This is a genomic window from Leptotrichia sp. oral taxon 498 (genome assembly GCF_002240055.1).
Taxonomy (GTDB): Bacteria; Fusobacteriota; Fusobacteriia; order Fusobacteriales; family Leptotrichiaceae; genus Leptotrichia; species Leptotrichia rugosa.
In genome coordinates this window covers 1,390,495-1,410,868 of record NZ_CP016753.1, presented here as the reverse complement: position 1 = coordinate 1,410,868, position 20,374 = coordinate 1,390,495, and the positions used below count along the sequence as shown (strand labels likewise).

General features: G+C 29.9%; 16 protein-coding genes. 4 read left to right on the top strand and 12 right to left on the bottom strand.

Annotated elements, in window-relative coordinates:
- Positions 1–37: 37 nt before the first annotated feature.
- Positions 38–1,288, bottom strand: coding sequence for a glucose-1-phosphate adenylyltransferase (locus tag BCB68_RS06965; protein WP_094080117.1), 1,251 nt, complete (start codon positions 1,286–1,288; stop codon positions 38–40).
- Positions 1,289–1,521: 233 nt separating this feature from the next.
- Positions 1,522–2,724, bottom strand: a complete 1,203-nt coding sequence (locus BCB68_RS06960; protein ID WP_094080116.1) for an argininosuccinate synthase — start codon at positions 2,722–2,724, stop codon at positions 1,522–1,524.
- 157 nt (positions 2,725–2,881) lie between these two features.
- On the opposite strand from BCB68_RS06960, the gene BCB68_RS06955 reads away from it, so the two are divergent.
- Both BCB68_RS06955 and typA read left to right on the top strand, forming a co-directional pair.
- A complete protein-coding gene (locus BCB68_RS06955; RefSeq protein WP_094080115.1) occupies positions 2,882–3,955 on the top strand; it encodes a M24 family metallopeptidase in 1,074 nt (357 codons plus the stop codon).
- A 99-nt stretch (positions 3,956–4,054) separates the two neighbouring features.
- Complete coding sequence (typA, locus tag BCB68_RS06950; protein ID WP_094080114.1) at positions 4,055–5,875, top strand: translational GTPase TypA; 1,821 nt, start codon at positions 4,055–4,057, stop codon at positions 5,873–5,875.
- Positions 5,876–5,944: 69 nt separating this feature from the next.
- Here typA and BCB68_RS06945 read toward each other — a convergent pair whose 3' ends face one another.
- Entirely contained in the window at positions 5,945–7,720 is a 1,776-nt protein-coding gene (locus tag BCB68_RS06945; RefSeq protein WP_094080113.1) for a 1-deoxy-D-xylulose-5-phosphate synthase, read from the bottom strand.
- Between the two features lie 235 nt (positions 7,721–7,955).
- On the opposite strand from BCB68_RS06945, the gene trhA reads away from it, so the two are divergent.
- On the top strand, positions 7,956–8,633 hold the full coding sequence (trhA, locus tag BCB68_RS06940; protein ID WP_094080112.1) for a PAQR family membrane homeostasis protein TrhA: 678 nt from the start codon (positions 7,956–7,958) through the stop codon (positions 8,631–8,633).
- Between the two features lie 92 nt (positions 8,634–8,725).
- Positions 8,726–9,295, top strand: a complete 570-nt coding sequence (locus BCB68_RS06935; protein ID WP_094080111.1) for a helix-turn-helix domain-containing protein — start codon at positions 8,726–8,728, stop codon at positions 9,293–9,295.
- Positions 9,296–9,430: 135 nt separating this feature from the next.
- On the opposite strand, the gene lgt is transcribed toward BCB68_RS06935, so the two are convergent.
- The 9 genes from lgt to BCB68_RS06890 form a co-directional block, all read right to left on the bottom strand.
- Positions 9,431–10,441 (bottom strand): prolipoprotein diacylglyceryl transferase, encoded by a 1,011-nt coding sequence (gene lgt / locus BCB68_RS06930; RefSeq protein ID WP_094080110.1) that lies wholly within the window; start codon positions 10,439–10,441, stop codon positions 9,431–9,433.
- A gap of 24 nt (positions 10,442–10,465) precedes the next feature.
- Entirely contained in the window at positions 10,466–11,557 is a 1,092-nt protein-coding gene (locus tag BCB68_RS06925) for a pyridoxal-phosphate-dependent aminotransferase family protein (RefSeq protein ID WP_094080109.1), read from the bottom strand.
- A gap of 27 nt (positions 11,558–11,584) precedes the next feature.
- Positions 11,585–12,421: a 3-deoxy-8-phosphooctulonate synthase gene (gene kdsA, locus BCB68_RS06920; RefSeq protein ID WP_094080108.1), complete on the bottom strand. Its 837-nt coding sequence runs from the start codon at positions 12,419–12,421 to the stop codon at positions 11,585–11,587.
- Between the two features lie 110 nt (positions 12,422–12,531).
- Positions 12,532–13,809 carry a bifunctional folylpolyglutamate synthase/dihydrofolate synthase gene (locus BCB68_RS06915; RefSeq protein ID WP_094080107.1) on the bottom strand — a complete coding sequence of 426 codons (1,278 nt, stop codon included), beginning with the start codon at positions 13,807–13,809 and terminating at the stop codon, positions 12,532–12,534.
- A 40-nt stretch (positions 13,810–13,849) separates the two neighbouring features.
- Complete coding sequence (gene rpsP, locus BCB68_RS06910) at positions 13,850–14,119, bottom strand: 30S ribosomal protein S16 (RefSeq protein ID WP_094080106.1); 270 nt, start codon at positions 14,117–14,119, stop codon at positions 13,850–13,852.
- 100 nt (positions 14,120–14,219) lie between these two features.
- Positions 14,220–14,966 carry a diacylglycerol kinase gene (locus BCB68_RS06905; protein WP_237048589.1) on the bottom strand — a complete coding sequence of 249 codons (747 nt, stop codon included), beginning with the start codon at positions 14,964–14,966 and terminating at the stop codon, positions 14,220–14,222.
- A gap of 263 nt (positions 14,967–15,229) precedes the next feature.
- Positions 15,230–15,694: an rRNA maturation RNase YbeY gene (gene ybeY / locus BCB68_RS06900; protein WP_094080104.1), complete on the bottom strand. Its 465-nt coding sequence runs from the start codon at positions 15,692–15,694 to the stop codon at positions 15,230–15,232.
- An 89-nt stretch (positions 15,695–15,783) separates the two neighbouring features.
- On the bottom strand, positions 15,784–17,826 hold the full coding sequence (locus BCB68_RS06895) for an HD family phosphohydrolase (protein WP_094080103.1): 2,043 nt from the start codon (positions 17,824–17,826) through the stop codon (positions 15,784–15,786).
- Positions 17,827–17,842: 16 nt separating this feature from the next.
- Positions 17,843–20,305, bottom strand: coding sequence for an ATP-dependent DNA helicase (locus tag BCB68_RS06890; RefSeq protein WP_094080102.1), 2,463 nt, complete (start codon positions 20,303–20,305; stop codon positions 17,843–17,845).
- Positions 20,306–20,374: the final 69 nt, after the last annotated feature.

Genomic DNA, 20,374 nt, shown 5'->3' with positions numbered 1-20,374 from the left:
AGAAATCGGGGAAATCCCCGAAATCTTTTTTACATTTTTATTTTACTGTTTCTCCAGTTTCAACAGTTCTGTTATGTGGATCAACTCTTACACCGCTAAGTATTCTTACGTTTTTACCGATGATTGAACCATCAGGTATATGAACACCTTTTCCTATAACAGTAATTCCTGAAGATAATAAATCAGGTCTTTCTTTGTTAGGAATATCAGCATTTCCATTTCCTATAAATGAATTTTTTCCGATATATGTGTTTTTGTCAGCAATTATAGTATCTAGGTGAGAATTTTCATCTATATAAGTTCCTGAGAAAATTATGCTGTTTCTAACTGTTGCCCCTTTTCTCACAGTAACACCTGGTCCTAATACTGAATTTTGAACACTTCCTTCGATTTTACATCCATTACAGATTAATGAGTTTTGAACATTTCCTGTTATTCCTATTCTAACTGGTGCTAAATCTTCACTTCTAGTGTAAATTTTCCATTCTTTGTCATATAAGTTAATTCCAACTTCTTCAGATTTTTTAATCAAATCCAAGTTTGCTTCAAGGTATGAATCATAAGTTCCTACATCTTTCCAGTAACTGTCGTAAGTGTGAACATAAACTTTTCTATCATTTTGAATCATTGCAGGAATTACATGCATTCCAAAGTCTAAATCGTCATTTGGAAGACCTTCAAGATATTCTAATAATGTGTCAGTATTAAAAATATAAATTCCCATTGAAGCTAAATTGCTTTTTGGTTCAGCAGGTTTTTCTTCAAAACTAAGAATTTTTTTATTTTTATCTACTTCAAAAATTCCAAATCTACTTGCTTCTTCAATTGGCACAGGTTGAACTGCAATTGTAAGTTCAGCGCCATTTTCTTCGTGTTCTTTTAACATCCATTTATAATTCATTTTATAAATGTGATCACCTGATAAGATTAATACATATTTTGGATTTTTATTTTTTATAAACTCTATATTTTGTCTGATTGCGTCAGCTGTCCCTCTATACCAAGAGTTTCCGCTAAGTTTTTCATGTGGTTGCAACATTGTTATACTTGAATCTCTTCTGTCAAAATCCCATGGTCTTCCTGAACCAATATGCTCATTTAATGACAATGGCAAATACTGAGTTAGAAGTGCAACATCATAAATTCCTGAATTTGAGCAATTACTAAGTGCAAAATCTATAATTCTAAATTTTCCAGCAAATGGAACACTAGGTTTAACTCTTTTTTCTGATAAGATGTCAAGTCTAGATCCTCTTCCACCAGCTAATATCATAGCTAACATTTCCATATTTATTACCTCCATTTTTATCTTACACTAAAGTATACCCCCATTTTTGAAAAAATCAAATAGTATTTTCAAATTTTTTTATATTTTTATCATAAAATTTTAGATTTATAAAAATTTTAACAAAAATTTCCTATTTTTTACAAAAAAAAGCCTCTAGTTTTAACTAAAGACTTTTATAAAATCATATATTTTGTGAAATATTATTTTTTAGCAATTATTTTCAAAATTACTGACTATTTATGTTTTTTATAAGCTCTTATTCTATTTGGAAGCGAGAATAATTTTATAAATCCTTCTGCATCTTTATGGCTGTATAGCTCACTTGCTCCAAACGATGAAATTCCTTCGTCGTAAAGTGCAAAGTCGGTAAACCTTCCAGCAATTTTTACGCTTCCTTTATATAATTTTAATCTTATTGTTCCATTTACATTTCTTGAAGTTTCGTCAACAAAAGCGTCAAGTCCTTCACGAAGCGGTGTAAACCATTGTCCAGCATAAGTTAAGTCGGCATATTTTCTTGAAACTAATTTTTTAAATTCAAATGTATCCTTGTCAAAAATCAATGTTTCCAAATCCTTTAGCGCTTCCATAAGAAGTGTTCCACCTGGAGTTTCATAAATTCCACGGGATTTCATTCCAACAAGTCTGTTTTCAACGATGTCGATTACCCCAACTCCATTTTCTCCTGCAATTTTATTTAATTTTCTAAGCAAGTCAACTGGTTCCAAATCTTCTCCGTCAACTTTAGTTGGCCAACCTTGCTCAAAAGTTATTTCTACATAAGTTGGTTTATCTGGTGCTTTTTCAGGCGGTGTTGTCATCACATAGACAATATCTTCCTTGTGTTCATTTTCAAGACCTTCAATATCTCCACCTTCATGTGAAATATGCCATAAATTTTGATCTCTTGAATAAATTTTTTCTTTTGTAACATTTATTTTTATGTCAAATCTTTGAGCATAGTCAATTGCATCTTCTCTTGATGAGATGTCCCAAATTCTCCATGGAGCTATAATTTGAATTGTTGGATCTAATGAAAATACACCTGTTTCAAATCTTACCTGATCATTTCCTTTTCCTGTACATCCATGACAAATGTATTTTGCTCCTTCCTTGTGTGCAACTTCCACAAGTACCTTCGAGATTAGTGGTCTTGCAAATGACGTTCCAAGTAAATATTTATTTTCGTAGACTGCTCCTGCTCTTAGTGCACGAAATGCGTAATCTTTTACAAATTCTGCTTTTTTATCTTCCACATAAACTTTAGAAGCTCCTGATTCAATTGCTTTTTGCTTTACAGAACTCATATTTTCGTTTTGTCCCACATCTACGCAACAAGCGATTACTTCTAAATCATAGTTATTTTTTAACCAAGGTATAATAATCGATGTATCTAATCCGCCTGAATAGGCTAATACTACTTTTTCTTTTGCCATTTTTATCTCCTTATAATTTTTTGATAAGTAAAATTTATCATATTTATAGGTTAAAGTCAACAACATATCACGAATTTCACAAAAATTTATTGCTTTTTTTCATTTTTTTGTGCTAAAATTATATAATAAAAAAATTAATGAAAGAAGGTTAAAAAATATGGAAAATAAAACACAAAAATTGGAAAATATTTTAAAAAAATTAAATATTGATGGACTTTTTCTAACAGATATGTACAATCTCAGATATTTTACAGGATTTACTGGAACAACTGGAGCAGCTCTTGTTACAAAAGAAAAAAAATATTTTTTTTCAGATTTTAGATATAAAAAACAAGCGACTGAGCAAGTTACAAAAATGGGATTTGAATTTGTAGAAAGCAGAACTTTGGTTGCATCAGCTGGAGAATTTATGAAAAAATTGGGCTTAAAAAACGTGGGATTTGAAGACAACAATGTTTCATTTGCACTTTATCAAACAATAAAAGAAAATTTCAGTTCAGAACTTACTCCTGTAGGAAATGAATTGATTTTGCAAAGAATGAAAAAATCTGAAAAAGAGATTGAAATTATTAAAAAAGCTATTGAAATAAGCGATATTGCTTTTACTGAAGTGCTTGGCATAATTAAAGAAGGAGTTTCCGAAAAAGAGATAGCGGCTCATTTGGAATACACTCAAAGAAAATTGGGAGCTTCTGACAGATCATTTGACACAATTGTCGCAAGTGGACTAAGATCTGCCATGCCACACGGAGTTGCAAGTGACAAAAAAATTCAAAAGGATGAATTTATTACAATGGATTTTGGAGCATATTACGACGGCTATGTTTCCGACATCACAAGAACTGTATATTATGGACAAAATATTACAAATAGACATAGAGAAGTTTACAACACAGTTTTAGCTGGACAACTTCTTGGAATTAAAACAATTAAAGCTGGAATGTATACAGATGAAGTTGACAAAGCTGTAAGAGATTTTTTTGAAAGCAAAAATTTAGGAGAATATTTTGGGCATGGATTGGGACATGGAATTGGGCTTGAAATTCATGAATTGCCGTATTTATCTAAATCTCATCACTTAGAACTTGAAGAAAATATGATTGTGACCGTTGAGCCTGGACTTTATTTTGATGGTTTTGGTGGAGCCAGAATTGAAGATGATGTCGTTGTAACTAAAAATGGATGTGAAGTTTTGAATAAAAGTCAAAAAGAATTGATTGTCATAGAATGATTTTTTGGCAATAAAAATACAAAAAAGTTTAATAATATGGTATAATAATTATGAACTAGAATATAATTAAATGATAGAAGGAGAAAAACACAAAAAAGAATGAGTAAAATTAAAAATATTGCAATTATTGCCCATGTCGACCATGGGAAAACTACGCTTGTGGATGCACTTTTAAAACAGGCTGGAACATTTGGAAAACACGAAAAAGTTGATGAAAGAGTGATGGATAGTGATGATTTGGAAAAAGAAAGAGGAATTACAATTTTTTCTAAAAACGCTTCATTTCATTATCAAGGATATAAAATAAATATCGTCGATACACCAGGACATGCGGATTTTGGTGGAGAAGTACAGAGAATATTAAAAATGGTTGATTCTGTTTTGCTTTTGGTTGACGCTTTTGAAGGAGTTATGCCGCAGACTAAATATGTGTTAAAACAAGCACTAGAACATGGATTAAGACCAATTGTAGTCGTAAATAAAATTGACAGACCAAATTCTGAGCCTGACGCTGTCGTAGATTCGGTATTTGATTTATTTGTTGAACTTGGAGCAAACGATATTCAGCTAGATTTTCCTGTTGTTTACGCTTCAGCCAAAAATGGGTATGCTAAAATTGAGTTAGAAGATGAAAATAAAGATATGAAACCACTTTACGACATGATTATGCAGCACGTTGAAGATCCTGAAGGAGATGCTTCTGAACCGCTTCAAATGTTAATCACTAATACGGAATACGATGAATATGTTGGAAAACTAGGAACTGGAAGAATTTATAACGGAAAAATTTCTAAAAATGAAGAAGTTACTCTTATCAAAAGAAACGGAGATTTAGTAAACGGAAAAATCTCTAAAATTTACGGATATGACGGACTTAAAAAAATTGAGATGGAAGAAGCACTAGCCGGGGATATTGTTACAATTGCGGGAATTGATAAAATTGATATAGGAGAAACTGTTGCAGATAGAGAAAATCCTAAACCACTTCCATTAATTGACATTGATGAGCCAACACTTGCGATGACCTTTTTAGTAAACGATTCACCTTTTGCTGGACAAGATGGAAAATTTGTAACTTCGAGAAATATTTTGGAGAGACTTCAAAAAGAAGTTAATCACAATGTAAGTATGCGACTTGAAATGACTGACTCTCCCGATGCATTTATTGTAAAAGGTAGAGGTGAATTGCAGTTATCTATTTTATTGGAAAATATGAGAAGAGAAGGTTATGAGGTAGCCGTGTCAAAACCAGAAGTTATTTACAAAGAAGAAAACGGGAAAAAAATGGAGCCAATTGAACTTGCTATAATTGATGTTGCTGATGAATTTGTCGGAGTCGTTATTGAAAAACTCGGCCTTCGTAAAGGGGAAATGGTAAATATGAATCAAGGAACTGACGGTTATACAAGACTTGAATTCAAAGTACCGTCAAGAGGACTTATCGGATTCACAAACGAATTTTTGACTGAAACAAGAGGAACTGGAATCTTAAACCATTCATTCTTTGACTACGAACCTTTCAAAGGGGAAGTTACAAATAGACATCGGGGAGTTTTAATAGCGATGGAACCTGGAACAAGTTTAGGTTATGCGCTAAATAATCTTCAAGCAAGAGGTACGCTATTTATCGGTCCTGGTGTGGAAGTATACGAAGGAATGATAGTTGGAGAGCACTCAAGGGAAAATGACTTGGTCGTAAATGTCTGCAAAGGTAAAAAACTTACAAATATGAGGGCTGCAGGGAGTGATGATGCTGTAAAATTAGCGCCGCCAAAAGAATTTACCCTAGAATTAGCACTTGAATACATTGAAACTGACGAACTTGTAGAAATTACACCTAATTCAATAAGACTTAGAAAAAAATATTTAAAAGCTAACGACAGAAAAAAAATTGAAAATGGGACAACGAGCAGAGTGTAAAAATATTTTAAATCTATAAAAAATTTACATAAAAAAAGAGAATAGAAAAATTATTCTCTTTTTTATTTTTTATTTTAATACTTTCAAAATATCCTCAACAATTTGTTCTTTCGTAAGTCTATTTTCCTCAAAAAATACATCATAAGGAACTTCATCAGTAAATTCTTTTTTAGCACCTACATTAAGCACTTTCATGTCAGAAGTTCCGTAGAAACTAGAAATTTTCGTTCCAAATCCTCCTTCTTTTTGTCCGCTTTCCAATGTAACCACCAATTTGTGATTTTCTTTTAATTCATTCAACAAATTTTCATCAACACCACTTATAAATCTAGGATTTATCAATGTCGCATCAATTCCAGCTTTTTCTTTTAGCAGTTCCTTCACTTCTTTACCTAACGAAAAAAATTCTCCCAATCCAATAATCGCCACATCATTTCCTTTTTCCACAATTTTGTAGCTATTCAAGTTAGAATAATCTTTATCCACATCAGTTTCAGAATGTTGAACTGCTCCACCAGGCACTTTTATAAATACTGGATTTTCATTTTGATCAATCGCCCAGTCAAGCATTGCCAAATATTCTTCCTTCGTAGTTGGTGCCAAATACACGATATTCGGTATATTTGAAATCATCGGTATGTCAAAATACCCTAAATGTGTTACATCATTCATACCTTTTAATGTTCCGCCAAATACTAAAGTAACTGTTGGTGCTTTATTTATTGCAATATCATGAGATATTTGATCGTAAGTTCTTTGAACAAAAGTACTAATTACCCCAAATACTGGTTTTGCACCATTTGTTGCCATTCCTGATGAAAAAGTTGTCGCATGTTCTTCAGCAATTCCAACATCAACATATTGTTTTCTCAATTTATCCAATTTTTCTCTTCTGTCTTTTGTAAATCCAAATCCCATCGGAACACCAGCGTTAATAAATGTAACTGTCGGATCTTTTTCCATTTTATCTGTCAAGAAATCAAATGTTATTGTTCCAAATTCCTCTTTTGGTTCAGGTTTAGTTTTTGGTTCACCTGTTTTTGGATCAAAGTTTGCATTATAATGCCAAGGTTCTCTATCTTTTTCAGCATATGGCAACCCTTTTCCTTTTATTGTATGAATATGTAAAACTATTGGATGATCAATGTCTTTCACTTCTTTAAACACTTCAATTAATTTATTAATGTCATGTCCATCAGCCACATATTTATAATCCAAACCAAGCGATTTAAAGAAATTGTTTGGTGCCTCACCATTACTTTCTCTCAATTCCCTTAAATTTTTATACAATCCACCATGATTTTCCGCAATTGACTGATCATTATCATTCGCAATAATTAGCAGATTTCCACCTTGTTCAGCAGCATTACTCAATCCTTCATAAGCAAGTCCTCCACTTAACGAACCATCTCCAATCAATGCAATTATATTTTCTTTAGCACCTCTTAAATCTCTAGCTTTTGCAAGTCCTGTCGCCAAACTAACAGATGTTGAAGTATGTCCAACCCTAAAGAAATCATGTTCACTTTCATCTTGGTCAGTATACCCATTAACAGTTTTAAATTTATCCTTATAAAGAAATCCATCTTTTCTCCCTGTTAAAATTTTATGCGGATAAGCCTGATGCGACACATCAAACACAATTTTATCAATTGGCGAATTAAACACATAATGCAAAGCAATCGTCATTTCAACCACACCAAAATTAGGTCCCACATGCCCTCCTTTAGGATAATTTGTCAATCTATTTAATAACGCTTTTCTTATGTCAGCCGCTAATTCAACCAATTCTTCTCTTTTTAAATTTTTTAAATCTTTTGGACTATTAATTTTGTCTAATATCATTTTTAAATTCCTTTCATATTTTAAATTTACTGCAAGTATTATACACTATAAATACACTTCAAGTCTAATACTTTTTTGAATTTCTTACAAATAAAGTTTTGAATACTTTTACATCGATTAATAAAATTTTAAATGTAATTATTTTATAAGGGAAAAAAAATATTTAATAAAATCTTTTATGATATTATTACATATAATATATATAAATATTATATTTATTTTGAGAGGAAAATTTATGAAAAAAACGGTTAATAAAAATCAAGTTTCAAAAATAAATATTAAAGACGCCGAAACATTTACACATGGAGAAGAAATAGGTAATTTTGTAAGTCACACTGTTGGGTCAGGACTTTCGATTATCGCACTTTTTGTTCTTACAATAAGAGCTAGTCTGACAAGGGATGCAGGGACTATTGTTTCATTTATGGTATTTGGATTTGGATTGACTGTTCTTTATACAATGTCGTCCATATATCACGGTTTACATCCAGGTATTGCAAAAAAAATTTTTGAAATATTGGATCATTCTGCAATTTACATTTTAATTGCAGCAACGTATACACCTTTCCTATATCTTGTTGTAGATTCTCCTACGAATAAAATTATTTTAGCTTTACAATGGACAACTTGTTTTTTAGGAATTTTATTTAAAGTATTTTTTACTGGGAAATTTAAGGTATTTTCCACTCTAATATATCTTTTTATGGGATGGATGATTGTAATAGCTTGGGGAAGTTTAATAACAAATATAAATAAAGTATCATTAATTTGCCTTGTAATAGGTGGTCTTTTATATTCATTAGGCACTATTTTTTATCAATGGAAAATATGTAAATTTAACCATATGATTTGGCATATTTTTGTAATGCTGGGAAGTATCGCCCATTTTATTTCTGTATTTTATCTAATATAAATATATTTATTTGTAAATTATACTAAAAAATTGACTACTCTTTCAGTGAAGTGGTTGTTTTTTTCAAAAAATTAATTGAAAGGAACTATTTAATGGGAAGAAAATCAAAAATATCCAACGAACTGAAAATCAAACTTGTAAAAAAAATGTTAGAAGAAAATGAGAGCATTAGAAATATCACCAAAGAATATGGTATTTCAAAATCAGCCCTGACAACTTGGAAAAAAAAATATATTGAATTAGGGGAAAAAAGCATTTCTACATCAGAAAAAAATAGACATTATTCAAAAGAAATCCGTGAAAAAGCTGTTTTGGAATATTTAAATGGTCAAAGCTCTCTATTTGAAGTTTGCAAAAATTACAACATTTCTTCAGTTAGCGTATTAAATTATTGGATTCGGGATTATAGAAAAAATAGAGATTTAGACGGAAATATTATTCGTCATAAAAAACATATAAGAATTGATTTAGAAAAAAAAGTCAGTATTGTGGAGTATTGCATTGCCAACTACCACAACTACAATGAAACCATAAAAAAATTTGGTATTTCATACCAGCAGATTTACTCTTGGGTAAAAAAATATGAAAAAGATGGCATTAAAGCCTTAGTTGATAATCGTGGAAAAAGTGGAAAAAAAGGTAATAAAAAAAATAATAAATAATAAATAAAATTCCTAAAAAACTATCTCGACCCCTTGATAGTTTTTTTATAAATTCTATTTAAATAAAAAAATAATGATAAATAAAAAAACTATTTTAAAGCTAAATTTTTATGACTCTAAAATAGTTTTTATTTTTTATATTTTAATCTCTTTTTCATCAGAATCTTTTGTTGCATCATTTTCAGAAATTTGTTCGCTATTCAAATCAACTTTTTTTGTTTCTTCATTTTCATTTGAACTTGAGTTTGTCTTTATTTCTTCAATTGGAACGAATTTTCTTTCAGGTTTACTAAAATATATTATTCCAATTATTGCACCGATAATCATAACAATGCTTATTAAATAAGGCATTCTTATCGAAGTTCCTGGAAATCTCAAATCTTCAGCTCTAAATGTACTTACAAACATTCTAATAAATGCATACATTATTAAGTAAATCATTGTCAGCACTCCAGGATTTTTTTCTTTTTTTCTAAAATAAAACCATAAAATTATAAATCCTATTAAATTTAAAAATCCTTCGTATAACATCGCTGGATGCAACGGCAAATTTGGAAATTCTGAACCTGCAGGTGTATCTAGCGGAAATGTTATTCCCCAAGGTACAACTTCTTTAAATTTTGCTTGCATATCAGCACCCATCGCCTGATACTGTGCCCACCATTCGTTAAATCTTCCAGAAAAAATAACGCTAAGTGGTGTAAATGTAGGCACTCCATGGATTTCTCCATTCGCCAAGTTTCCAAAACGACCTAAAAATTGACCAAATAGTAACGCTCCAACTGCCATATCCGTTAAAACCCACAAATTAATTTTTCTTTTTTTGGCAAACAGATAAGCTCCTATAAAACCACCTATTATTCCACCGTGAATTGCAAGTCCACCTTGCCAGACATAAAATATAGACAGCGGATTTCCCACATAATCTGAAAATCTAAAGATTACATAATAAATTCTTGCGCCAATAAGCCCTGCAAGTATTGTTGAAAATGCAAAATCCTCGATGATTTTTCTGTCAGTAATTCCCCGTTTTTCTGCCACATCATCAGAAAGTCCAATAAATATCCCACATAAAAAAGCTAAAATATACATAAGACTATATATTCTAAGTTCAAACTCTCCGATTTTAAATAAATACGGCTTCATTCATCTCTCCTATCTTCTTTCTTCCTATTTTCCCAGCTGTTTTTTCACTTCTTCTTCAAAAATTACAAAAAAGTCATCAATTTGTTCTTTTGAAATTTCTCCCAAAATTCCAATTCTCATAAGGCTTTGTGCATATTTTCCTTTTCCACCTGTAACTGTGTATCCTTTTTCTTCTAGAGCTGAAATTATTGATTTTATGACAATACCTTCCCTGTAAATTGAAATAAGCGTATTTGTTCTATTTTCTTCAGTTTTTACAAGTAATTTAAATCCTAATTTTTGTGCTTTTTCTTCAATATATTTTCTCAAATTTCGTTTTTCAGAAATAATATTTTCAATTCCTTTATTTACCAAATCTTTTAGTGACGCATTAAGTGCCAAAACTAAAGCAATTGCTGGAGTATATGGAGTTTCGTTGTTATCGTCAAAATATTTTTTATATTGTTTCAAATCAAAATAATATTTTGGTAAATCAGATTTTTCCATCGCTTTTTCAGCTTTGTCACTAATTGCAACAAACGCCAATCCTGGTGGTATTAAAAAGGCTTTTTGGCTTCCCGCTATTGCAACATCAACTCCCCAACCATCAAAATCAAAGTCATTTACCACAAGTCCACTAATTGTGTCAACTGCCAAAATAATATCAGTATTTTTAGTTAAATCTCCAACTGCTTTTACATCGTTTAAAATTCCAACTGAAGTTTCGCTGTGAGTCATCAGAATTCCTTTTAAATCTGGATTTTCTGAAATAACTTTTTTTACATCAGATAATTCATAGCTTTCTCCAAACTCATATTGTAAATTTATTACATCAAGCCCATAAATTTCTCCAATTTTTCTAAATCTATCTCCAAAATATCCAGTATTAATTGCCAAAACTTTGTCTCCTTTTGAGAAAAAGTTTACAACTGCTGCTTCCATAACTCCAGTTCCTGACGAAGTTATAACTGCCACATCATTTTTTGTTTTAAAAATTTTTTTCAAATATTCGTTATTTTCTTTCATATATTTTCTGAACTCAGGCGTTCTATGATGAATAATATCTTTTCCAAAAATTTCTAAATATCTTTCAGGTATATTTGTAGGTCCTGGTGTCAATAATAATTTTGAACTCATAATAATTTTCCTCCTAAATTTTATTTTTTATAATTCTTTTGTTAATTTATCGTATTTTAATAAATTTGTTAAAATTTCTTCAACATTTTCTAATTTTAACATATTTGGTCCATCTGAAAGCCCTTTGTCAGGATCTGGATGAACTTCTGCAAAAATTCCGTCAACTCCGACAGAAACAGCCGCTCTAGCTAGTGGATAGACATATTCTCTGTTTCCGCCTGTGCTATCTCCTTTTCCGCCTGGAATTTGTACCGAATGTGTCGCATCAAAAACAACTGGAAATCCAAATTTCCTCATTTCCAAAAGTCCTCGCATATCCACAACTAAATTGTTGTAGCCAAAAGTCGCTCCTCTTTCACAAAGCATTATATTTTCATTGCCAACTTCACAAAATTTATTTACGACATTTTTCATATCCCAAGGTGCCAAAAACTGTCCTTTTTTTATATTTACAGCTTTTCCAGTTTCTGCCGCTGCTACAAGTAAATCCGTCTGTCTGCATAAAAATGCCGGAATTTGCAATAAATCAATAACTTCTTTAGCTTTTTCACATTGCCAAGATTCGTGAATGTCCGTCGCCAATGCCACGCCATATTTTTCTTTAACTCTCGCTAAAATTTCCAATCCTTTGTCTATGCCTGGTCCACGAAAAGATGAAATTGAAGAACGGTTAGCCTTGTCAAAAGATGCTTTGAAAATATAGTTAATACCTAATTTGTCAGTAATTTCTTTCATTTTTTTTGCAACTTCCATGACCAGATCTTCAGATTCAATCACGCAAGGTCCTGCAATAAGAAATATTTTTCCATTACCAACTGTTATTTTATCCGTAATTTTCACTTCTTTCACTTTATCTATCAACATAACTTTTATCCTTTCTGAAAAACTTCTTTTATATTTTACCACAACATCAATTTTTTTGCTAACTTTTTTTAATTTCTAAAAAATAAAAATTTTACTTTTTTCAAATTCTTTTAATTTTTATTTTCAAACAATTTTTTAAATTTTGCAATTTCATAAAATGAGCCACAAATAACAATTGCTTTATATTTTTCCAATTTTTTTGCCTTTTTATAAGCAGCTAAAATATCGTCTTCAAAAACAATTTTTTCAAAAAATTTCTCTTTATTTTCAAACTTTTCGATTTCTTTTTTTATTTCGTGAGAAGACATTCCGTAAGTTACATCTTTTAGCGAAGTTATAAAAATTTTGTCCGAAAACTCTTGGATCTTCTCAAAAATTGGCACAAAATCTTTTGTCTTTAACATCGAAGTTATAAAAATCACTTCATTTTTTTTATATAAAAAAGACAAATTTTCAAACAAAACTTTCATAGAATCTTCGTTGTGCGCCACATCCAAAATTACAAACGGATTTTTTGAAAAAATTTCAAATCTTCCAAACAATTTTAAATGATTAATTCCATTTTGAATATCTTTGTCAGAAATTCCAAATCGTTTTGCAATTTCATAAGAGAGCAAAAAATTATTTCCTTGAAATTTCCCAAAAAGTGGCAATTCAAACTTTTTAATCTTTTTATCATCTTCAAATTTTATAGTTGTTGTAAAATTTTTTTTATCAAGTTCAATATCAATATTTTTATATTTTTTCAAAACATTAATAGATTTTTTAGTTTTTTTATTTATTTCGTTCTCAAGTTCAGCTAAATTTTGTGAAAAAATGCAAATCTCTCCATTTTTTATAATCCCAGCCTTTTCAAAAGCAATTTCCTTCAGCGTGTTTCCAAGTATTGCCGTATGGTCAAAACTCACATTTGTTATTACTGAGATTACTGAATTTACAACATTTGTCGCATCAAGTCTGCCACCTAATCCAGTTTCTAAAATTATAAATTCCAGATTTTCTTCTTCAAAAAATAGAAGTGCAACAAAAGTTGTGATTTCAAAAAAATTAATTTTTAATTTTAATTCGCTCAATATTTTTTTTACAACTTCATAATATTTTTGTATTTTTTCATCGGAAATCATCTTTTTATTTGAAACAATTCTCTCGTTATATTTCAAAATGTGTGGCGAAGTAAATTTCCCCACATTGTACCCCGAATAAAAAAATATATTTTCTAAAAAAGCGCTAGTTGAGCCTTTTCCATTTGTTCCAGCAATGTGAATTACTTTCCTATTTTTACACGGTTCTCCCAAAAGTTTATAAACTTTTTTCAAATCATCAATATTTTCTCTGCGACTTTTATTTCTCAAGCTAAAAATTTCTTCTAAAATTTTTTCTATTTTCATATTTTTCCTTTATACAAAAAAAGAGCCTTACGCTCTTTTACTATTTTTTCTTAGTTTCTTGGAATTTTTCCCACACACCTGCTTTAGTTAAAATACTTCTTACTGTGTCTGTTGGTTGAGCTCCATTTGTTAAATATTTTAAAATTTCTTCTTCTTTTAAAACAACTTGTTTGTCATCTTCAGCAAGCGGATTATAAGTTCCTAAATAAGCAACTGCTTTTCCATCTCTTTTAGATAAATTTTCCATTGCAGCTATTCTATAAAAAGGTACTTTTTTTCTTCCTAATCTAGTTAATCTTAATTTTAACATTAATATTCCTCCAAATTTTTATTTACTAAAAAGATTATACAAAAAAAATCAATTTATGTCAAGTATTTTTTCTTTACAAAAAGATAAAATTAAAAAAACTTTAATTATATAAAATTCCAAATTTTATCATAATAAACATTATTGCAAATGCGACTAAAAATCCCAGTATTCCACCTGCGACAACTTCCTTTATGCTATGAATTCCAGCTTTTACACGGCTTTGAGCGACAAGTCCCGCCATAAATAGCACCAAAATTAAAACTCTCACATCGCTTATCATAAAAATTAAAATTCCAAAAGTTGCAAAAGCTATTGCACTATGTCCACTTGGCATTCCACCTTCAAGCGGAGTCCCTTTATTATAAAACGACTTTATGACTATCACAAGAATCGAAACCAAAATTAAAATTAAAATCGAAATATTTCCCTTTCTTCCAGCAATTATGTGCAATCTATTCTGAGTATCGAAAATATCAAGTAGTTTATCATAAAACAGCAAATATCCAACACAGACCGCATTTATTGCCGCAACTAAAACCGCTCCTGCAGCAACATCCTTGGCTAATTTTGCAAGTGGATGGCGCTCTGGAGAAATTAAATCTACAAGTGCTTCAACCGCAGTATTTATAAGTTCTGTAATAATTACAAAAGCAACGGATATTGAAACTAGCAAAATTTCAACTTTACTCGCATTTGTCAAAATTGCAAGAATTACTATTAAAATTGCGGAAAGTGTATGAAACTTCATATGTTTTTCATTTTGTAGTGCTGACATCAGTCCTTCTATCGCATAATTAAAGCTCTCAACAAGGCGTCTGTCGTGCTCCCTCTCTTTTCTTATATCCAAATTATACCTATCTTTTTTATGAAAAAACGAAAAAATTCCTTTTTTTCTTTCTGTTTTTTTATTTTTTCTTCTTCCATTTTTTCTTTATTCTCTCTATTCTCTCTTTTTATTTCTTTATTCTCTTTATTTTCTCTATTTTCTTCTTTTTTTTTATTTTCTTTACTTTCTTTATTTAAATTTTTTCCTTTTTTTCATCATTTTTTGTTGCTTTATTTTCTCTCTCGTCTGCCATAAAATTGCACCTTCTTCCTATTTTTTAGATCTTAATCTCTTTCATAATTGAATGCAGCCAAAATTTCTTCTTCTCTTTTTCTCATAACAACTTTATCATCTGGGTCGATGTGGTCATATCCCAGTAAATGTAACATCCCGTGACACAAAACATAATAAAATTCCCTTTTGTCAGAGTGTCCATACTCACTTGACTGCTCTTTTACCCTATCAATTGAGATAACAATATCTCCCAGCATATTTATTTCTCCAAAATTTTCTGTTTCGTTATACGCAAAAGAAATCACATCTGTCGGCATATCTTTGTTTCTGTATTCAAAATTAATTTTCCGTATTTCTTCATTTGTTGTAACCAAGATGGATAAATAATATTCATTTTCATCGTATTCTTCCTTTTTTTCATCTTTTAAAATATAGTTTACAAATTCCTTTATTTTATCTTCATCAAAGAAATCATCTATTTTTGGTATATCATAACTTATATCTACATCTAACATTTTTTCTCTCTTTTCTTTTATTTTTTAATTTTTATTTCTATTTATTTATTTTTGTTTTTATCACTATTTTTTCCCTTTCTCTATTAACTTTATTTTTTGATTTTTTCATCCATTTTTGGATATTTAATTCTTTCGTGATACACACCTTTTAATGTTATGACAAAAGACTGTATTATTTTTTCAATTTCTCCCAATGTAAGATTTGCGTCTGACAGCTGATTATCTTCAATTTTAGTTTTTACCAAATATCTGATAAACCGCTCGATACTTTCCTTGCTTTTATTTTCAAGCGTTCGGGTTGCCGCTTCCACAGTATCCGCCAAAAGTATGATTCCTGATTCCTTTGTTGATGGCTTTGGTCCGCTGTATCTGAAATTGCTCTCAATAACTTCTTCTCCACTTTCCAGCGCCTTATAATAAAAATATTGAGTTAAAGTTGTGCCGTGATGCTCCAATATCACATTTAATACTTCTTTTGGAAGTTTATTCTCTTTTCCCATTATATATCCATCTTTTGTGTGAGAAGTCAATATTAATGCACTTAGTGACGGCTTTATCTTGTTGTGCGGATTTAAGCCACCACTTTGATTTTCCACAAAAAACTCCGGCCTTTTCATCTTTCCTATATCGTGATAATATGAAGCTATTCTCGCAAATGTGGCATTTGCTCCTATTGATTCCGCCGCGCTTTCTGCAAGAGCTCCAACCATTATGCTGTGATGGAATGTCCCAGAAGCTTTAAGCAGCAACTGTTTTAGCAAAGTGTGTGAAAAATCACTCAATTCTAATAATTTCATATCAGTCAGAATATCAAATGTATTTTCAAAATACGGAAGAAGCCCCACGGTTAAAACTCCAGTTAAAATTCCAGAGCCAACAGATTCAATGATTAAAACTCCTATAAGCGTTATTTCCATCTGATTGACCATTCCATAACTAAATGTGATTATTGACTGAAAAATTCCTAAAAATAAACTGATTTTTATTATATCACTTCTATTTGTCAATTTATCAGCTTTATAAATTGCGGCAAGAGTCATCGCTATCATTATAAATAGCCAAAATTCTTCTCTTGATAATATTATCATATCCATAAATGTAATTATTGCCGCAAACATTCTATCCCCTAAAATTGTCGCTATAATTGGTAAAGTTGAAAACGGAATTAAATACACGATAAGCGGAAATTTATTAAATGTGTAAACATATATCAAATTCAATATAATAAGTGTTATACAAATCGCAAAATATACATTTGATTCAACCACATTTCTAGAATTTTTTTTCAAGACATAATAAAGTAAACTTACTGCAATGATAAAAGTACAAGTTAAACCAATCACTTTTTTTATTTTATCTTCCGTCCTAACAAGATTTAATTTTTTTAATTTCAAATAAGTATTGGCATCTATAACTTCACCTTTTCTTACAATAATATCCCCTTTATAAATTTTAATTTCCCTGTTCCGTAAAAAATCAATGCTATCCGCCACTTTTTTTTCAGTTTCTTTGTCGTTAATTCTTAAATTTGGCTTCACAAAATTTTCGAGTAATTTCATATCCAAATAATCTATTTCTAGATCTTTTTTTCTCACAATCTTTTCTAAATCTTCTTTTTTTAATATCCCTGCGCTATAAATTTTTGAAATATAATCGGCAAGATTTCCAGTATATTCGACATCTTCATTTCTTTTTATTAAATTTCTTATATCTTCAGGAGTAAAATTATAATTATTTCTGTAAATATAACTCTGTATTTCCTCATCTGAAGAAGTTTTCAAAAGATTAATTTCCCTAAAAAACTTATTTATGCTAATTAAAGTTTGCTTATTCATTCCTGGAATTCTGTCAAATTCAGGTGTCGTTGTCTGAAGTATCCTGTCTTGAAGTATATCGTCAACCAAATCTGTCAAGTAAATTACATCTTTTGGTGCAATGATGTCAGAATTTGCCACACTTCCAACTTTATAGTCAACTTTTAATTTTGAATATTCTATAAAAAAACCAAAACAGAAAAAGAGTACTACAAATCCCAAAAATCTTTTTTCAAAGTGACTTTTTTTTTCCTTTTTTTTCCTTTTTGCCTTTTTTATTTCAAATATAAATTCCCGACTCAAAATTTTTATTCTCATTTTCTCTCCTTTCTCACTATTTCATTATTTTTATTATTTCTTTTCTATTATCTATAACAATATTTTTAGGCAAAACTTTTAAAAAATTTTGTCCATATCTTTTTTTTATCACCCTGTTGTCCAAGATTATTATACTCCCAGTATCAGTTTTACTCCTGATAAGTCTTCCAATTCCCTGTTTAAACTTTATGACAGCTTGTGGGACTTGATATTCAGTAAATGCATTTTTACCATTCTTCTTAATATTTTCTATAATAGCTTCAGTCACTGGATCGCTTGGCACCTTAAACGGCAATTTTGTTATAATTACCATTTTCAGCTGATCTCCTTGCACATCTACACCTTCCCAGAAACTGTCTGTTCCAAACAATACTGGATTTTTAGAAGTTTTAAAAAGTCTTATCATTTCGTGTCTAGGATAATCATTTTGCTTAATCAAAGTATAATCTTCTTTTGGAAAATAATTTTTTAAACTATTAAATAAATAATTTAGAGTGCTATAAGAAGTAAATAACAAAAAGCAATGTCCTTTTGTCGCTTTTATACTTTTCACAATAAAATCGTGCAAATCTCTCATAAATTCCAAATTTGAGGGATCAAGCGCATCAGCAGGAATAAAAACTTTCATTTGTTTTTCATAGTTAAATGGCGATTTTATTATTTTTTCTTCAATTTTTTTATTTTTTTCATTTTTAAGTCCAATATTTCTTTTATAGTAGTCAAATTTATTGTCAACAGCAAGAGTTGCCGAAGTAAATATCATTCTGTCAAGTTTTGAAATCAAATTTTCATTTAATTCTTTCGATATGTCAAAAGGGGTCGCATACAATTTTATATTTGAACGCTTCGTTGTAATTTCAGTCCAATAGACATAACCTTCTTCTTCTCCTTCAAAAATAAATTCAAACTTTTTAAAAAATTGTTTCAATCTCTCAGAATATCTCGTAAATTCAAATATATAGCCCTCATTATCTTCCAATTTATATTTATTAACCGCATTTAAAAATTTATTTATTTTCAAACTCAAATTTCCATTTTTTTCTCTAAAACTAACATTCATTTTTATTATTTTTTTAAAATTTTTATCAGAAATTAAACTTTTTCTGTCAATTTTAGCTTTAACTTCACTTTGCTCTTTTCCACGCAAAAAAAACTTAGTAAGAGCACTTAAAATTTCCATTCCCTTGTCATAAAAACTATTTAATTCCGACACGACATCTTCTTTTAATCCATCAATTTTTTCATATTCACTTGCATCCAAATTTTCATTTAAATATGATGACAATTTGGGAAGTACTCCAGCATTATTCACTCCAGTAGACTTTCTGTTAAAAATTTGACCTATAAGCCTGCCAAAAGCAATTTTTGAAGTTTCTACTGTAAAATAATTTCTAGCTGTATCCTCTATATTGTGCGCTTCATCAAAAACTACTATATCGTAATTTGGTAGAATCGAATAATTTGTATAAAATCCTGATTGATTCCGTATCGCAAGATCTGCAAAAAACATATGATGGTTTACAATTAAAAGTGTCGCATTTGAGATATTTTTTCTAGCTGCAAAAAAATAGCATTTTGAGTAATACGGACATTTTGAGCCTTTGCACATATCAGCTTCGCTGTTCACTTTTTCCCAGATTTTGCTTGAAATCTCGTATTTCAATTCGCCTCTATCTCCATTTTTAGCTATGCTCTTGTCCCATTCTATCAAATTTTTTATTATTTTCTTTTCTTTTTTTATTTCTTCTGGCTCGTTTTCAATTTCAGAAATATCAATATTATATAATTTTCTTTTGCAAAGATAATTTCCACGTCCTTTTACAATCTGATAATTAAAATCAGCTCCCACAATTTTTTTTATCAAAGGAATATCTTTATTTAAAAGCTGCTCCTGCAAATTAATCGTATTTGTCGAAACTATCACTTTTAAATCATTTTCTAGTGCATACAACAATGTTGGAAGTAAGTAAGCTATTGTTTTTCCAGTTCCAGTTCCTGCTTCAACTATTAATTTTACATTTTCATTCATACTTTTTTCAATACATTTTGCCATCTCATATTGCTCATGTCGTAGTTCAAAATTTGAAATATTTTTTTCAATCACACCTTTTTCACTAAAAAATTCATCTATGTTTATTTTATTAAATTTTTTTAAGGAAACAACCGCGTTTATTTCACTGACATCAACATTAATAATATAAAATGCTCCGCCCGCTTCTCCATAAATTTGTGCAATCTTAACATCAGTGTCAGACGGTACCAATTCTCTGGGATACACTCTTATTATAGCTTCATTTTTTTTCATTTTTTTTAATACAGACGCAATAGAATCAATTTCATTTGCTACGATGATTTCAATATCGGTAACAATTCCATTTTCATCGGGTATTCCACGAAAAATCATATCTTCTTTCAAACTTTTCATCTTCCGCCTTAACATCTCGATTGCACTTTCACTAATAAATTCTGAGATTTTCATTTTTCCTCCTATACTAAAGATTTTACTATATATAGATTTTTTTTTCAATAAATTAGTTTAAATTTTTTC